The organism is Aureibaculum sp. 2308TA14-22 (assembly GCF_040538665.1).
Classification (GTDB): Bacteria; Bacteroidota; Bacteroidia; order Flavobacteriales; family Flavobacteriaceae; genus Aureibaculum.
This window is the reverse complement of the sequence record NZ_JBEWXT010000001.1, coordinates 1,552,620-1,569,929: the sequence shown is the minus strand read 5'-3', so window position 1 is coordinate 1,569,929 and position 17,310 is coordinate 1,552,620. Positions and strand designations below refer to the sequence as shown.

Genomic DNA, 17,310 nt, shown 5'->3' with positions numbered 1-17,310 from the left:
AATTAATTTTCATTTTTAATTTTTTCTAGATAGATTTTGCTTTCTGACAAAAAGATATCTGTAATTTCAATTTTCTTGTCATCAGCATATAATTGGGCAACTCCTTTGGGTATACAATAGGCAATAAATTCATCAACATGATGAGTAGGTATTTTCAACGTTTCGGTAAAAAATGTATCACCAAAGTCAGTTCTAATTTTTTCTGGTGCTTCAAGCACTTTAGTATTGTGAAGCCTTTCATACTTTTTAATATTTCTTTTGGTAGCTCCTATTTTTCCAATAGGTTTTAGCAGTAAAGAAGCTATTGCTAAAAGATTAGGATTCATGTTGGGCATTAGTTGATCGTTACTAGAAGTACGACTTCTAGATTTATCATCCATTTTAATACCTACCAAATCAAGGTCTATTTTAGAGAAATTCAGAGCATCGCCTTTTACATGTTTTTCAACCTTTACTGAGTTACCGTCAATGGCCATATTCCCTGTTAAATTATGTTTGATTTCAACTTCTTCTAATTCGTTCATTTTTTGAATTAAGTCAATTGTAATTTTTTTGGTCTTAACCTGTTGGTTGGTAATAGGTACTTCAACATAATAAAATTGAACCCCAGTAACTATTAATGTGTCTTTTTCTTTAACTTCTATTGTAAAATTACCTTCAGCATTGGTAATTGTGCCTATTTTGGTGTTTTTATTTACTATGTGAATGCTTTCTAAATCTGCTCCTTCACTTTTAATAGTACCGTTAACTGTAATCTTACTTTCCTGTGAAAAAGCTACTGTATTTAAAAGAATCATAATAAAAAAGAAAGGTTTATTTTTCATCTTTTAAGTTTTTTAAAAATGGTTTACTTTCTCTAACAAAAACATCCATGACTTCAAGATAACTTTCTTTATCAAAAGATTCTATGATATTTTTTGATTGGCAGTGCTTGATAAAATTATCAATCTGTTTACTGGGGATTTTTAAATTGTAGATAAAAAAATCATCTTTAAAGTGCTTTCTTATTGCTAAAAGTATTTTTTTATTTTGTTCTAAAAGTTTATCAGATTCAATCAATGCCTTTAATTTTCTATGTTTTTTTCTATTGCCAGAAATTATATTGTAAAGATCATCAATTCCGCCCTGTTTACCCATCAGCATTTCTAAAATAACAACTGGTGTACTTTTTTGACTGTAATATGCTAGTTTTAAGTCAATACCTTTAAGTGGTTCTTTTCCTGCATTTGGTAGGTCTAAAGCCATAGCCATATTCTCAGGCTTTTTAATGGTTATTTCCTTAAGTACATTAGTTTTAGTATTTAGCTCAACTTGAATTGTTTTTTGATTTATATCAGCTTCGGTAATAACAACTTTTTTACTTTCAAATTGAATACCTAAGAACACAAGTGTATCTTTACTTTTTACTTGTATAGAAAACTTACCTTTTGTACCTGTAATTGTACCTTTTAGCGTAGTTTTATTTATAACATGAATGTTTTTCATGTCTTTTTCTTCACTTTTAACAGTGCCAGAAATTAATGTTCTTGTTTGTTGTGCAGCTAAGCTGAAAGTATAGAATAAGAGTAATATAAGGTAGGTTGATTTAAGCATTACCACAAATTAAATCCATGAACTGCTAAATAATTATTAAATTGATGATAAACTTTTGTTAAAGATATTGTTTGTCTAATTTTACTATACCAATAACTAATTATGAAAAAACTACTTTTAGCAAGTACTTCAACAATTTACGGAAGTGATTATTTAGAGTACTTAACACCAATGTTAACCAACTTTTTTAAAGAGGTAAATACTTTATTATTTATACCTTACGCAAGACCCAGTGGTATTAACTACGATGATTATACCAGCTTGGTTTCCAAAGCTTTTAAAAAAATAGATATTAAAGTTGTTGGTATCCATACATTTAATAATAAACAAAAGGCAATTGAAAATGCAGAAGGTATTTTTGTTGGTGGTGGTAATACTTTTGTATTAGTAACTGAATTATATCAACAAAAATTAATGGAAGTATTAAAAATAGCAATCAACAAAGGCATTCCTTATTTAGGGACAAGTGCTGGAAGTAATATTGCTGGTTTAACCATGCAAACTACAAATGATATGCCCATTTTGTATCCACCAAGTTATAAGACTCTGGGATGTATTACTTTTAATATTAATGCTCATTATTTAGATCCAGACCCTAATTCAAAGCACAAAGGCGAAACTAGAGAAACAAGAATTAAAGAATTTCATGCATATAATGATATTTCTGTTATTGGTTTAAGAGAGGGGAGTTGGTTAGAAGTTGATGGAGATGAAATAATATTAAAAGGTAATTTACCAGCTCGATGGTTTCAAAACGGCAAAAAAACAATTGAGATTCAGCCAGGTAATTTTATACTAGTTTAATTCTCTACTTCATCTGTTTGCTCTTGACTTTCTAGATACAGTAAAATTTCAATTGCAAAATCACCTTTTTTTACTTCATGAGAAAAATTATTATAAACCGAAGCAATAGAATCTATTGATACAGATTCATCATTCAATAGTGTTTGTAATGCAAATGCGGCTATGTAGGAATTTGGGTTTTCTCTTGCAAAATTCAAAGTAAAGACTCTATTCTCATTATGTATGGCTTCTATTTTTTTATTGATTTCATTAATTTTATCAACATCGTTTTCGGTTCTTGCTTTTTGAAAAAGTGGAAAAAGATAGCTGGTTTTAGAAATTATTTCGTTCGATTTTTTTGTAAAACTTAAATACTTGTCGTTTAGTTCTGACCCTTTTACTGTAGAATTGCTTAATTTATTTTCATCTACATTGATGGAAATACTATCATTGTGTATAAATAGACCTATGGAGCCTTTAATACTGTCTATATAAATACCAAAAACTTCTGGTTTATTTATATTACCGTTAAATTCAAACATATTGTTGGACACATATGCCGTGTCCAAGGTAATAATTCTATTGGATTCCTGAACCTTTAAATAAACTTTTGTGTTATCGTGAACATTTTTTAATTGTCCAAAAATATAAAAATCGTTATTTCTTTTTTTTTCCAGATTTTTACCACAAGAGAAAAGTAAAACGACTAAAATGATAAATATTAACCAATTTTTCATGTACAACCCAAAAATAGCTTATTGAATTTATTTAAACGCACTACATTCAAATTTTAACCAAAAAACACAAAAAACTTATTAACAAAAATTGACGTTTTTGAACAATATACAGGCTTACAAACATAACTTTAGAATTCCTTTAGAATTCAAAACTACGTTCGCGAAGATTTGATTTTAAAGGGATTTTTAATTTTTTGAATCATAATGCAATTTTATATAAAAGTTTGCGTTAAGTAAGTTCTGCTAAGAAAGGAATTCATAAAAATTTTTGTTCTAAAAACTCCCTGTGATTTGAACATTTTTGTTCAATGAAATGGAATAAATATGTCAAATGAATAAAGAGATATTACTGATAATTATTTTAATAATTAATCTGTAAAAATAACTATGACTAAAAGACTATTTTTAATTATTGGCATTGTATTCTTTACCAATACTTTGTTTGCATCTACTCCTCCCAAAATTTTTAATTTTAGAGTTGAATCTTTTGAACCCAATAGAGTTTATTTTGATAGTGATAAACCGATCCAAGGTTCATCAGCAGAAGGTTTCTTTATCAGCTATAGAACAATTTCTGGAATTACCATAAATGCAGGTTCTACGTCAAATCATTACATTGAAGTATCAGAATCATTTTCTTACTGGGATAATAATACAATAAGGTATGAAGGGGGCGGTAATATAAAAGATGATGATAATAACTTTTTGAAAGAGTTTACTTTATCATATATTGTAAATAATATTCCAGAGCCAAGTACTACAAAGGATAGATACGTAACAACCTCAGCATCTGGCGGTGGTGATGGTACTTCAGAAAGTTCAGCTTGGACACTTACAGAGGCTTTTTCTAAAGCAAGTGCAGGAATGACAGTTTGGATTAAAGCGGGTAATTATGGAAATAAAAACTTAACATTTTCTAATGATGGAACTGCAAATTCCCCTATTAAATTTGTCGGCTATAAAAATACAATTGGAGATATCACTTCAAATTATTATGATTATGGTGTTTCTTGGGATTCTTCGCAAATGCCGACCTTAACAGGTAATGATTTAGATAGTGGTAGAGCCATGACTTTAAATGACATTCATTATGTATTCTTTGAGAATATTCAAATTACTAATTATGCAAAAGGTTTATATTCATATACAAAGAACAGTCATGTAGTGTTAAGAAGGTTAAATGGTTTAAATTTTGGTTCAGAAACTGATACGCCAGAATCTGAAAATGCTTCATTTATTGGATTCAATAATATTACATATGGTTCACCACCATCTGATAGGTTTCAATGGAGACATGAAGGAAATACTAACTTTAAGTTGTTTGACATAGTTGCTATAAATTCTAGTATGTCAGGTGTTACGGTAGCTGGAGAAGGTGGAGCCTTAATTGATGGTGTTAAGACTTATAATGACCGTGTAGGTCATAACGAGAGACAAGATTATGCCACATATTATAACGGTAATAATAATATAATACGTAATGGTTATTCTGAAAACTTTAATAGCACTAAAACAAATCAAGCTACCCATGGCATAGGTATTAGAGGGTCTTGGAACTTAGAGAATAATTATAATCTTATAGAATTATGTACGGCAATCAATTTTCAGGAAGGAATATATCTTAGAAATTATGGATGCAATTATAATGTTATTAAGGATTGTGTTATTGGGAATAATAATGGGCCTAACCACCATTTATATGGTAATACGGGATGGGGATATTCTGGGGGTGTATATTTTTGGGGAGGAGTTGATTATAACATTGTAGAACGTGTGAAAATTAGCAATGTTTCAAGAGCAATTATGTTTTTCGACTATCCTAATGATTCGGAAGACGGAACCCCAGACACTAGGATTGGAAAAGGGAATATTGTAAGAAATATAGAAGTTAATAATGTTGGCTATGGTTTGTATTTTGCAGGTCATACTTATGCTACACCTATATCAACTCTTGAAGAGACAACTATTGTAAATTCTACATTCAATAACATGCAGGAATTAATCGATGTTAACGGCAATAGTGTGACTATTACAAATTTTGAATTAAGGAATAATATTTTTGTAGATGTCTCAAGTTGGGATTCAAATTTACCCACAGGAGCTGGAAATTATGGAGCGGTTGATGTAAGCGGAATATCTTTTCATAATAATAATTTTTATAATGTAAAAGGTTTTTATAATGGAGTAGAAAATTGGTATCCCGCTGGAAACGGTAATACTAATGTTGATCCAAAATTTGTTAGTCAAAATGATTTTCACTTAACTCCTGAGACACCAGTGCAAATTACTGAAGGCGGACAATCACATCCTTTTGTGAATTATGACATAGAAGGTAAATATAGAGGAGAGATAAATTCAATGGGTGCATATCAGTTTGGTGATAGCACTACGGGATCCGTTTATGCCAATGCAGGAGAGGATTCTAGTATTTGTGTTGGTGATGAGATAGAATTAAACGCTACTGGAAACGGGGATTTTTTATGGAATACTGGCGAAACTACAGCAAGCATTACCGTAAGTCCGAATGAGACCACCACTTATACCGTGACAGTGACTAAAGATGATAATTCAGCATCTGATGAGGTCATAGTAACTGTTAATGCGGCCCCTTCTGTTTCTTTAGGTGATGATATTGATTCTTGTCCAGACAATGAGGTTACACTAACTGCTGAAGGCAATGGGGAGTTTGTTTGGAATACTGGTTATATTGGACCTAGTTTAACAGTTAGTCCATCCGAAACCACCACATACACAGTTACGGCCACGGTAGAATGTGGCTCAGAAGATTTAAGCGTAACAGATACCATAGTTATAAATATAAATTCAGAACTTTTGGTTGATGCTGGTGAAGATGTAATAACTTGTCAAGGAACCGAGGTCGTTTTAACTGCTTCTGGTGATGGAGAGTATTTATGGAGTACTGGTGAAACTACTAAAAGCATCACCGTTAATCCTTCTGAAACCACAACTTTTACCGTAACATTGACAGAAGACGCATGTACCTCTAGTGATGATGTCACTGTAACTATTATGGAACAACCTGAAGTTACTTTAGGTGATGATAAAACCATTTGTTATGGCAGTGAAATATCATTAAGTGCAGAAGGTAATGGAGATTTTTTATGGAGTACGGGCGAAACAACGTCAAGTATTGATGTTAATCCCTTAGAAACTACTGAATATATTGTAACTGCTAGTGTGAGTTGCGGTGCGGAAGTATTAAGTGTTTCAGATACCATAGTTGTTAATGTAACTCCCGAATTAACTTTAAATGTTAGTGATGATTTGGCTTTTTGTGCACCCCAAGAAGTAACTTTAAATGCTGATAGTAATGGTGATGTAGTATGGAGTACTGGTGAAACTACGAATACCATTACGGTAAATCCGACGTCAACAACAACTTACACTGTGTCATCTACTTTAGGAGATTGTACAATAGAAGATGAAGTAACTGTTACTATTTCTGAACAACCAACTATTGATTTAGGTGATGATGTAACACTTTGTTCTGGTAATGAAATTACATTAACTGCACAAGGCAATGGTGCTTTTTTATGGAGTACTGGCTCAGCGGAAAATGAAATTACGGTAAGCCCAACCGAAACAACTGAATATATCGTAACTTCCAGTATCGATTGTGGTACGGAAGTTTTAAGTGTAAGTGACACAATTATTGTAAATGTAGTTCCTGGAGTAACTCTTTCGGTAAGTGATGACATCTCAATATGTGCCGGAACTGAAATAATATTAACGGCCGATGGCAATGCTGAATTTTTATGGAATACAGGTGAAACATCGGCGAGTATTACAGTTAATCCAACCGAAACAACTACTTATTCCGTTACTTCTGGGTCAGGCGATTGTGCTTTAACTGAAGAGGTTATTGTTACAGTTGAAGAAGTCCCCGAAGTAAACCTTGGAGACGATCTATCTATTTGCTATGGAGAGCAAATTACATTGACTGCGGAAGGTGTTGGTGAGTTCTTATGGAGTACAGGTGAAACTACAACCAGTATTACCGTAAGTCCTAATGAAACTACCACTTATTCAGTTTCGGCCACAACCAATTGTGGGGGTAATAATGTTAGCGTTTCAGATGATATAATTGTAAATGTTTCAGAAAACATAACACTATCTGTGAGTGATGATATGGTAATATGTTTAGGATCAGAGGTTACTTTAATAGCTCAAGGCAATGGTAATTTTTCATGGAGTACAGGTGAAACTACCGCAAGTATTACTGTCAGTCCAACAAAAACAACAACATATACAGTAACATCAGGTTCGGGCAGTTGCTCAATAGCAAAAGAAGTAACAGTTACCGTTGAACAAGTTACCGCTTTGGACTTGGGTGAGGATTTAGATATTTGCTATGGTGATTTCGTTGAATTAGAAGCACAAGGAACAGGTACTTTTTTATGGAGTAATGGTGCAACAACTAAAAGCATTAGGGTAAACCCTCTTGAAACAACAATATATTCAGTATCATTAACTCCATCATGTGGTGGAACGGAAATATCAGATGAAATTGTTGTGAATGTTGGGCCTCAAATGTCAGTATTCGCTGGGGTAAATAAAACGATTTGTTATGGAGAATCCGTTGTATTAACAGCCACTGGTAGTGGTAATTTTACTTGGAGTACTGGTGAAACCGGTCCTAGTATTACTGTAAGTCCTACCACTGAAACACAATACTATGTTAGATCAACAATTAATGGGTGTTCAGTTTCTGATGATGTTTTTGTTACAGTAGAAGCGGCTCCATCAGTAGCCTTAGGTGAAGACATTACTATTTGTAGTGGAGAAGTAGTTACTCTAATTGCTGAAGGTGTTGGTAATTATTTATGGAGTACAGGAGATGAAACTTCTAGTATTGATGTTAGCCCAACGGAAACAACAACATATAGTATTACCTCTAGTAGCCATTGTAGTATAGATGCTACAGACGAGATTACAGTTTATGTAAATAATGCGGTAAATGCTGATGCTGGAACAGATATAAGTATTGAGCCCGGAGAAGTAGCCACATTAACAGCAAGTGGAGGCAGTTCCTATTTATGGAATACTGGTGAAACAACTGCTACTATTTCCGTTCAACCTAATGTGACAACAGAATATTCGGTAGAAGTTAGTAATAACGAAGGTAGTTGTAATGGTACAGATGAGGTGACCGTAACTGTAGAAGATATTCCATTAACAATCAATGATGGTAAAGACATCACTATTTGTAAAGATGATGAATTGGTTTTACAAGCATATGGTAGTGATAATTATCTCTGGGATACTGGAGAAACAGGCACAACTATTACAGTTAATCCAGTAGTTACAACTAGGTACACGGTATCTGCACAAAAAAATGGTGTATTAGAAACTGTAGAAATTTTAGTAATAGTTGAAGATTGTTCTGCAAATAAGAAAGAAGAGTTTAATTTATATCCAAACCCAACTACAGGAATTGTAAATATTAGTTTACCCTCACAAAAGGAAGAGGTAAAAATAGATGTAGTTTCAATTAACGGTAAACTTGTGTTATCTAAAAAGATTAAAGGAGATAAAAACGGCGTTTTCACTCAAATAAACTTATCAAGATTTGCTAAAGGTGTTTATTTGCTTAAAATGTCTAGTGAAAATTACAGTCAAACAAAAAAAGTATTAGTGATTTAGTTTGTATATATTTTTACAAAGTCAACTAAAAAAAGGAACATCAGAAATCATTGATTTCTGATGTTCCTTTTTTTAGTTACAAATACTAAAGACCAATAATTAAAATTTATTTATATTTGTTACGTTATAGAAAAAGAAATTTATTTTAATGTTAGACTCCAAACCAAACCATTGGTACGCAATTTATACGCGTGCTAGAGCTGAAAAAAAAGTATATGAACAATTACTACGTTCAGGTTACGAAGCTTATTTACCACTTGTAACAACTGTAAGACAATGGAGCGACAGGAAGAAAAAAGTCAAAACTCCTCTTATTTCTTCCTATGTATTTATAAAGATTGAAGAGGCAAAGTTAATTAATGCCTTATCAGTCTATGGTGCGGTTAGAATTTTAAAGTATTTAGGAAAAAATGCAATTGTCAAAGATCAAGAAATCCAAAATTTAAAATTACTATTAAATAATAATTTTAATGTAAAACCTGTAAGGTATAATAAATTTGATATTGGTGATAATGTTGAAGTGGTTAGCGGTACATTGTCAGGGCTTAAAGGTATTGTAATTAAAGAAAAAAATAAGCACAATCTTTTCGTGAAAATCCAAGCCTTAAATAGATATTTAAGAGCCGAAATTCCATTGAATTCTATAAAAAAAGTGATTAATTAAAATACTTACTAAGTATATAAATACACAATATAATTATGAAAAATTTTGCATTAATTGGAGCTGCAGGGTATATTGCTCCAAGACATTTAAAAGCAATTAAAGATACTAATAACAATCTTATTGCGGCTCTTGATAAATTTGACAGTGTTGGTATTATGGATAGTTTTTTTCCAGATGCAGATTTTTTTGTAGAATTTGAGAGATTTGATAGACATATAGAAAAGCTGAAAAGAAATAAAAATATACACTTAGATTATGTAAGTATATGTACACCTAATTACTTGCATGATGCTCACATACGAATGGCGTTAAGAAGAGGAGCACATGCTATATGTGAAAAGCCTTTAGTATTAAACCCTTGGAATATTGATGCATTAAAAGATATAGAACAATCTACTGGTAAAAAAGTACATACAATTTTACAATTGAGACTACACGAAAGCATAATTGCATTAAAAAACAAGGTTGATAATGGACCTAAAGATAAAATCTATGACGTTAACCTAACTTACCTAACCTCTAGAGGTCATTGGTATTACACTTCCTGGAAAGGTGATAGTTCAAAGTCTGGTGGAATTGCCTCAAATATCGGCGTTCATTTTTATGATATGCTTTCTTGGATATTCGGAGGAGTGAAAAAGAATGTAGTCCATGTCCACACTCACGACAGAGCTGCAGGATACTTAGAATTCGAAAAGGCCAGGGTGAGATGGTTTTTATCTATTGATTACAGTGTTATTCCCGAAGAAATTAAAGAGACAGGACAAAGAACTTATAGGTCAATTACTGTTGACGGAAAAGAAATAGAATTTAGTGATGGGTTTACCGAATTGCACACTAAAAGTTATCAGGATATACTCTCTGGAAAAGGTTTTGGTCTTTCAGATGCCAGACAGTCAATTGAAATAGTACAAAAAATTAGAAATACTGAACTATCACCACTGACCGGTGATTATCACCCATTTGCTAAAATTAAAAAAACTGATCATCCTTTCAATGGTAATAAATAAGTAAATAGTCCAACCAACCCAATTTTAATGCTATGAGAATTACTAAACTGGATGGTTTACGCGGAATATTTAGTTTAATGATTGTTCCGTTACATTACAGCAAAGAATATTTGCCAGATTTTATCTATAATAATTTTGTTGTTAGGGAGGCTTATACCTTTGTGGATTTTTTTTTCGTATTAAGTGGTTTTGTAATTGCATATAATTATAACGATATGCGTACTTTCACTGAATTTTATATATATATGAAAAAACGGATCGCTAGATTATATCCATTGCTCTTTTTTACCTCTACATTATACCTGTTTTACAGATTTTTAAGAAACTTCTCAGGCACTATAGTTCCATCATTGGCTGAAGGTGAAGGGATACAATCAACTAAAACTATATTCTTGAATTATTTTGAATCTATTTTATTTACAAACTCAAACTATTTGCTAGGGAATAATTTGGGAATAAATGGACCATCTTGGTCAATATCTGCAGAAATTATTGCATATATCGTTTTTGGACTCATTACAGTATATGCTGTAGGTTCAAAGAAAAAAATAGCTCTTTTTATGGTTATTTTGGCTTCAGTTCTTTTCTGTATTTATAAAGGTGAACTTTTTATGACTTCCACTTATGGTTTTGTGAGAGGATTAATTTCTTTTAATTTAGGATACTTTGTTTATTTATTTTCATTAAAAAAAATTAAATTACATAATAAATTGGAATATATAATACCGATACTTCTATTAATAATATTCTATTTTTTAAACACTATTTCAGATGTAGGGGTTGCTAAACAAATGCTTGGATTGATAACGATTCCAACATTTTTTGCTCTATCTATTCTGTTATTGCTCAAAACAAATGGAAGGTTAAGTAAATTTTTAGATACTAAACCAATGCAATTCTTAGGGAAAACCTCTTATTCAATTTATTTAAATCATCAATTACTTGTAATAATAGTCCCCATAGTTTTTTTTAAAATTTTTGGATTACCTGAAAATGACTTTATGCATAGTCTTGTTTTTGCTTTGGCAATATTTCTTGTTGTTTTTTATTCTAAATACACCTATAAATTTATAGAAGTACAGGGGGGAAAATTTTTAAGAAAAATTTTATTTAGAAGTTCATAATTTTGTATTTCATATGCTATAATTTAAGATTATAAAGTAGAGGTTTAAATGCCTTATTTGAGACTAAGTTATTAAAAACAATTGTTTATAATTAATATAAAATTTTAACGTTAACTATATTGAATCATATATTTTTGCCAAGTGTAGAATGTATTAGTAGCATATTTATCACATAAATTAATTTTTTCATCAATCTATGCTATAAACTTTGTCTTATTTATGGGACTTAGAATGGCGAAGCCGTTAAACTAAGTATCATTTTTAATATTAATTATCTATAAAATGAAAAAAATTATAGTAACTGGTGTATCGGGTTTTATTGGAAATCATTGTATTCCTTTTTTACTTGAAAGGAGATATGAAATACATGCCATTAGCCGAACTCAAAAAGAAGATGATAATAAAAACGTAAATTGGTATTATATTGATCTTTTTGATACCGCTAAAGTTGAAGAAGTATTTAAACAAGTAAAAGCAACATATTTTTTGCATTTGGCTTGGAAAGTTGAAAGTGGTTTAAAATTAAACTCCAATGAAAATGAAAAATGGTTTCATTTGAGTAAAAAATTAACTGATTTTTTCTACTTATATGGAGGTGAACGCCTATTAGTGACAGGTTCTTGTTTTGAATATGACCATAGTGATGGAATTATTTCTGAAGAAAAAACAGATTTAAAGCCCAACAATGAATATGGCAAAAACAAAAATAAACTTTATCAACATCTAAAAAAGACTTCAGAAGAACGTGGTATAAGCTACGCATGGGCCAGAATTTTTTTCACTTTTGGCCCTGGTCAAAAGCCACAAAGTTTGGTCCCTTATGTAATTTCAAGTATTATTAACAATAATATAATTGAAACAACTGATGGCAACCAAAAATACGACTACGTATATGTAGAAGATGTGGCCTTAGCTCTGGTTCAAGTTTTAGAAAGTGATTATATAGGAGCCGTAAATATTTCATCAGGTAAAACTCTAAAATTAAAAGAGTTAATATCTAGTATCGCAAAAAAGTTTGATAAGGAAGATTTTATCAAATTTGGTGTAAGAGAAAGACCAAAAGGTAGCCCAGATATGGTGTTAGGTTTAAACGATGTTTTGGTTAAAGAAACGAATTGGAAAGCAAATTACACGCTAGATCAAGCAATAGAAAAAACTATAAAATATTACAGTAAATAAATAAATGAAAGATAAGGAAATAGTTATACTAGGATGTGGAATGGCTGGTTTAGGTGCAGCACATCAGTTAAGAGAAAAAGGATTAGATTCAAAAATTTTTGACAAACAAGCGTATTTTGGTGGCCAGACCGCGTCATTTACTAAAGATGGGTGGACATTTGATATTGGTCCACATATTTCGTTTTCTAAAGATGATACGATAAAAGCATTATTAGCTGATGGTGTTGACGGAAAGTTCTTGGAAATTAAAGCTGGAGTAAACAATTATTGGCAAGGGCATTGGATTAAACATCCAGCTCAAGTGAACCTCCATGGTTTACCTTCAGATTTGGTAACTACCATAATTATTGAATTTATGGAAGCTAGTAAAAAAGCCGTTGACAAAAGTGAAATTAAAACTTTTAAAGAATGGCTGTATGCTAGTTTTGGCGAAACATTTGCAGAAACCTTTCCTATGAAATATGGTATAAAATTTCATACAGTACACGCTGATAAAATGTCAATAGAATGGTTAGGACCAAGATTGTATCAACCAAAAATGAAAGAAATTATTTATGGAGCAGTTAGCCCTCAAAGCCCTGATGTACATTATATTAGTGATTTTAGATATCCAGAAGAAGGTGGTTATGTTAGTTTTTTACAAAAATTTAAACAAAAATCGAATATTTCTTTAAATAGTAAAGTAATTGCTATTGATCCAGACTATAAAAATGTAACATTTGAAGATGGTAAGATTGTTGATTATGAACATTTAATCTCATCTATGCCATTACCAGTAATAATACCAATGATAAAAGGTGTACCAGACAATGTTTTGAAGGCTTCTCAAGAATTAACATGTTCTAATTGTGTATTGGTTAATATCGGTATTGATAGAGCAGATATTTTAGATGCAGTATGGACCTATTTCTATGATGAAGATATTATTTTTACTAGGTTAAACTTTCCTCATGTACAATCACCCAACAATGTACCCAAAGGATGTGGTAGTATCCAAGCAGAAATTTATTTTTCTGACAAATACAAACCATTAGAGCAAAAACCTGAAGAGTTTGTTGACAGAACAATTTCTGATTTAAGAAAATGTGGATTGATTCTGGAAGGTGATGAAATTTTATATACAGAAACTAGACATATAGAATATGCCAACGTAATATTTGATCTAGATACAAAAATGAATACAAAAATTGTTCATGATTATTTAGATAAAATTGACATAGAGTATTGTGGTAGGTATGGTGAGTGGGCATATATATGGACAGATCAATCTTTTAGAAGTGGTATGAATGCAGGTAAAAAAGTAGTTCGAAAAATTGAAAAATAAAATTGAATTTATAAAAATTAGCTTATGAAAACAGTAATTCTAGCTGGTGGATTCGGTACCAGACTTAGTGAAGAGACAGGCATTAGACCAAAGCCATTAGTTGAAATAGGAGGGAAGCCAATTTTATGGCATATTTTAAAAATGTATTCTTCTTATGGACATAACGATTTTATTATCTGTTGTGGTTATAAAGGGCACATGATTAAAGAATTCTTTTCAAGTTATTATTTGCACTCTTCAGATGTAGTTTTCGATTTGAAAAACAACGAAACACAACTTATCAATAATAGTATAGAACCTTGGAAAGTTACGCTTATTGATACTGGGGAAAATACCATGACTGGTGGTAGAATAAAGAGAATTCAGAAGTATGTTGGCAATGAACCTTTCTTTTTAACTTATGGTGACGGTGTTAGTAATGTTGATTTTAATAAATTATTAGCTTTTCATAAAGAACAAAATAATTATGCAACATTAACCGCAGTACAACAACCTGGTAGATATGGAGCATTTAATTTAAAACCTGACGATAATCATATTACAAACTTTAGGGAAAAGCCTAAGGGTGGAACAAGTGAAACCGCTTGGATTAATGGTGGATTTTTTGTTTTGCAGCCAGAAATATTCGATTTTATTGATGAAGACGCTACTGTATGGGAAAGAGATCCAATGGAAAATTTAGCTAAAGAAAACCAATTATCAGCCTATAAACACGGAGGGTATTGGCAAAGTATGGACTCTTTAAGAGATAAAACGGTACTTGAAGCAGAATGGGATAAAGGAAATGCTCCTTGGAAAAATTGGTAATAAAATATAAATATTGTTAGGAAATTTACATTTTCAATTGTTATGATAGTTGTATAAATTTAAAAAAGAATTTTAAAAACAATAATTAATGAATAAAATATTAACTGAAGATATGGCCTATATTTTAGGCAAACTATCTGATAAAGAAAAAGCAAAATTCAATAATTCAACAATAATCATTACAGGTTGTGGTGGTTTTTTAGGATATTACTTTATGCATTTTTTAGCTAAATATGCAGATGAACTTCAAATTAATAAAATTGTTGGTTTAGATAACTTTTTAACAGGAACTAGAGATTGGTTAGAGACATTAGAAAAGAATAATGAAAAAGTTATCCTAAAAGAATTCAACGTTATTACTGATAATATTTCAGAAGTTGAAGGTGCCAGTGAAGCAAATCTTATAATCCATGGTGCTTCAATTGCATCACCAATTTTTTATAGAATCTATCCTGAAGAAACCATTGACGCTAATATTACAGGTTTAAGAAGAATTTTAGATTATTACAAGCAAAAGGATATTGACGGACTTTTATTCTTTTCAAGCAGTGAAATTTATGGAGATCCTTTTCCTGAATTTATTCCTACACATGAAGATTATAGAGGTAATGTAGCCACTATGGGGCCAAGAGCTTGCTATGATGAAGCAAAAAGGTTTGGTGAGACAATGTGCTATATATTCAATCAAAAGTATAATATGCCAATTTCCATTGCAAGACCGTTTAATAATTACGGACCTGGAATGAATGTTAATGACAAAAGGTTACCAGCTGATTTTGCAAAGGCTGTTATTGAAGGTAGAAATTTAGTAATGTTCTCAGATGGAAAACCAACTAGAACATTTTGCTATGTAGCTGATGCCATTGCTGGGTATTTAAAAGTATTATTGCATGGTAAATTAGATGTTTTTAATATTGGAATTGCAGAACCTGAAGTATCAGTGGCAGAGTTTGCTAAACTATTTTCAAAAAATGCAAAAGAGGTTTTTAATTATAATGGAAGTGTTGTTTTTGATGTACCTGAAGATAAGGAATATATGACAGATAACCCCAATAGAAGATGTCCAATTATTGACAGAGCAAAGTCAAAGTTAGATTATAACCCAACCATTCATGTAGATGAAGGTATTGGTAGATATTTAGAGTTTTTAAAAATTAACGACGGAAAATTATTATGATTACTATTTTAGGATTAGGTTTTGTTGGCTTAACAACTGGATTAGGTTTTGCAAAAAAAGGATTTAAAACATACGGTTTTGATATTGATGAAGAACGTTTAGCCATGCTAAATAATCATCAAATTCCGTTTCACGAACCTCATTTAAAAGAAGTTTTACAAGAAACTTTAGGAAAATCATTTTTTCTTGATGCTACTTTTGAAGAAGCGATTAAAAACAGTGAAGCCGTATTTATTTGTGTAGGGACTCCTTCTGCACCTGATGGTAGTGCTGATTTAAAATATATTTTAGCAGCAATAGACCAAATAATCGAAGTTGATGACAATAAGTTCAAGGTAATAATTACCAAATCGACCGTACCACCTTCAACAGTTTCTAAAAAAGTAATACCTTATGTAAAAGAAAAGCAGCAAACATATAAAAGAAATGTAGGTTTTGCTTCAAACCCAGAATTTTTAAGAGAAGGTTATTGTTGGGAAGATTTTATAGAACCTGATAGAATTGTTTTAGGTGTTGAAGATGATAAATCAAAATCAATTTTAGACAAAATATATAAACCTTTTAATGCACCAATTCATTATGTTACTTACAATTCGGCTGAATTTATTAAATATCTGTCAAATACATTATTGTCTACATTAATAAGTTATTCTAATGAAATGTCAATGATAGCGGATGGTATTGGAGATATTGATGTATCTAAAGCTTTTAAAATATTACATGAGGACAAAAGGTGGACAGGTAGTCCAGCGGGAATGGCAAGTTATGTTTATCCTGGTTGCGGCTATGGTGGGTATTGCTTACCAAAAGATACCTCCGCTTTAAATAGTATTGCAATTGAAAATGGTGTTGATACACAAGTATTGAGTGGTAATTTAAAAATTAATTGCAATATTAAAGATTTTGTGGTTAAAAAAATAACTTCAAAATTAGATAAAACAGATAGTATTGGCATACTAGGTTTGGCTTTTAAACCCGAATCTGATGATGTAAGATTAACACCGAGTAAAGATATAATTGAAAAATTAATAGAAGCTGGTTATACAAATATTAATGCGTATGATCCTATTGCTAATAGTGAATTTGCAAAGCATTATCCCACTATAAATATTAGTTATTGTAATGATTTATCTTCTGTTTTAGATAAATCTGAAAATGTGGTTATTTTAACTTCATGGAAAGAATTTAAAGAACAAAAAGAGCAAATTTCAAACAAAAACGTTTTTGATTTTAGATATATATACTAAT

General features: G+C 31.0%; 13 protein-coding genes. 10 read left to right on the top strand and 3 right to left on the bottom strand.

All coding sequences use genetic code 11. The annotated features are described in order from the left end of the window. Positions 1-2 precede the first annotated feature (2 nt). Entirely contained in the window at positions 3-824 is an 822-nt protein-coding gene (locus tag U5A88_RS06925; RefSeq protein WP_354204982.1) for a carboxypeptidase-like regulatory domain-containing protein, read from the bottom strand. Then, positions 814-1,593 (bottom strand): carboxypeptidase-like regulatory domain-containing protein, encoded by a 780-nt coding sequence (locus U5A88_RS06920; RefSeq protein WP_354204980.1) that lies wholly within the window; start codon positions 1,591-1,593, stop codon positions 814-816. Before U5A88_RS06920 ends, U5A88_RS06925 begins: the two co-directional genes overlap by 11 nt. Before the next feature lie 102 nt (positions 1,594-1,695). On the opposite strand from U5A88_RS06920, the gene pepE reads away from it, so the two are divergent. Then, on the top strand, positions 1,696-2,397 hold the full coding sequence (gene pepE, locus U5A88_RS06915; RefSeq protein WP_354204978.1) for a dipeptidase PepE: 702 nt from the start codon (positions 1,696-1,698) through the stop codon (positions 2,395-2,397). Here pepE and U5A88_RS06910 read toward each other — a convergent pair. Beyond that, positions 2,394-3,113 (bottom strand): DUF4369 domain-containing protein, encoded by a 720-nt coding sequence (locus U5A88_RS06910; protein WP_354204977.1) that lies wholly within the window; start codon positions 3,111-3,113, stop codon positions 2,394-2,396. The two genes, pepE and U5A88_RS06910, sit on opposite strands and share 4 nt — an antisense overlap. Before the next feature lie 387 nt (positions 3,114-3,500). On the opposite strand from U5A88_RS06910, the gene U5A88_RS06905 reads away from it, so the two are divergent. The 9 genes from U5A88_RS06905 (at position 3,501) to U5A88_RS06865 (ending at position 17,309) form a co-directional block, all read left to right on the top strand. Then, the gene (locus U5A88_RS06905; protein ID WP_354204975.1) at positions 3,501-8,777 is read left to right on the top strand and encodes a T9SS type A sorting domain-containing protein; all 5,277 of its coding nucleotides are present in this window, start codon (positions 3,501-3,503) and stop codon (positions 8,775-8,777) included. Between the two features lie 148 nt (positions 8,778-8,925). Further along, a complete protein-coding gene (locus U5A88_RS06900; protein WP_354204973.1) occupies positions 8,926-9,441 on the top strand; it encodes a UpxY family transcription antiterminator in 516 nt (171 codons plus the stop codon). A 35-nt stretch (positions 9,442-9,476) separates the two neighbouring features. Next, complete coding sequence (locus U5A88_RS06895; RefSeq protein ID WP_354204971.1) at positions 9,477-10,451, top strand: Gfo/Idh/MocA family protein; 975 nt, start codon at positions 9,477-9,479, stop codon at positions 10,449-10,451. Between the two features lie 32 nt (positions 10,452-10,483). Continuing rightward, on the top strand, positions 10,484-11,575 hold the full coding sequence (locus tag U5A88_RS06890; protein WP_354204969.1) for an acyltransferase family protein: 1,092 nt from the start codon (positions 10,484-10,486) through the stop codon (positions 11,573-11,575). A 282-nt stretch (positions 11,576-11,857) separates the two neighbouring features. Next, complete coding sequence (locus tag U5A88_RS06885; protein ID WP_354204967.1) at positions 11,858-12,754, top strand: NAD-dependent epimerase/dehydratase family protein; 897 nt, start codon at positions 11,858-11,860, stop codon at positions 12,752-12,754. 4 nt (positions 12,755-12,758) lie between these two features. Then, positions 12,759-14,078 carry a protoporphyrinogen/coproporphyrinogen oxidase gene (locus U5A88_RS06880; RefSeq protein WP_354204965.1) on the top strand — a complete coding sequence of 440 codons (1,320 nt, stop codon included), beginning with the start codon at positions 12,759-12,761 and terminating at the stop codon, positions 14,076-14,078. A 24-nt stretch (positions 14,079-14,102) separates the two neighbouring features. After that, on the top strand, positions 14,103-14,885 hold the full coding sequence (rfbF, locus tag U5A88_RS06875) for a glucose-1-phosphate cytidylyltransferase (protein WP_354204964.1): 783 nt from the start codon (positions 14,103-14,105) through the stop codon (positions 14,883-14,885). 88 nt (positions 14,886-14,973) lie between these two features. Beyond that, complete coding sequence (locus U5A88_RS06870) at positions 14,974-16,062, top strand: NAD-dependent epimerase/dehydratase family protein (RefSeq protein ID WP_354204962.1); 1,089 nt, start codon at positions 14,974-14,976, stop codon at positions 16,060-16,062. After that, complete coding sequence (locus U5A88_RS06865) at positions 16,059-17,309, top strand: UDP-glucose dehydrogenase family protein (protein ID WP_354204960.1); 1,251 nt, start codon at positions 16,059-16,061, stop codon at positions 17,307-17,309. Before U5A88_RS06870 ends, U5A88_RS06865 begins: the two co-directional genes overlap by 4 nt. The last annotated feature ends 1 nt before the right edge of the window (position 17,310 follow it).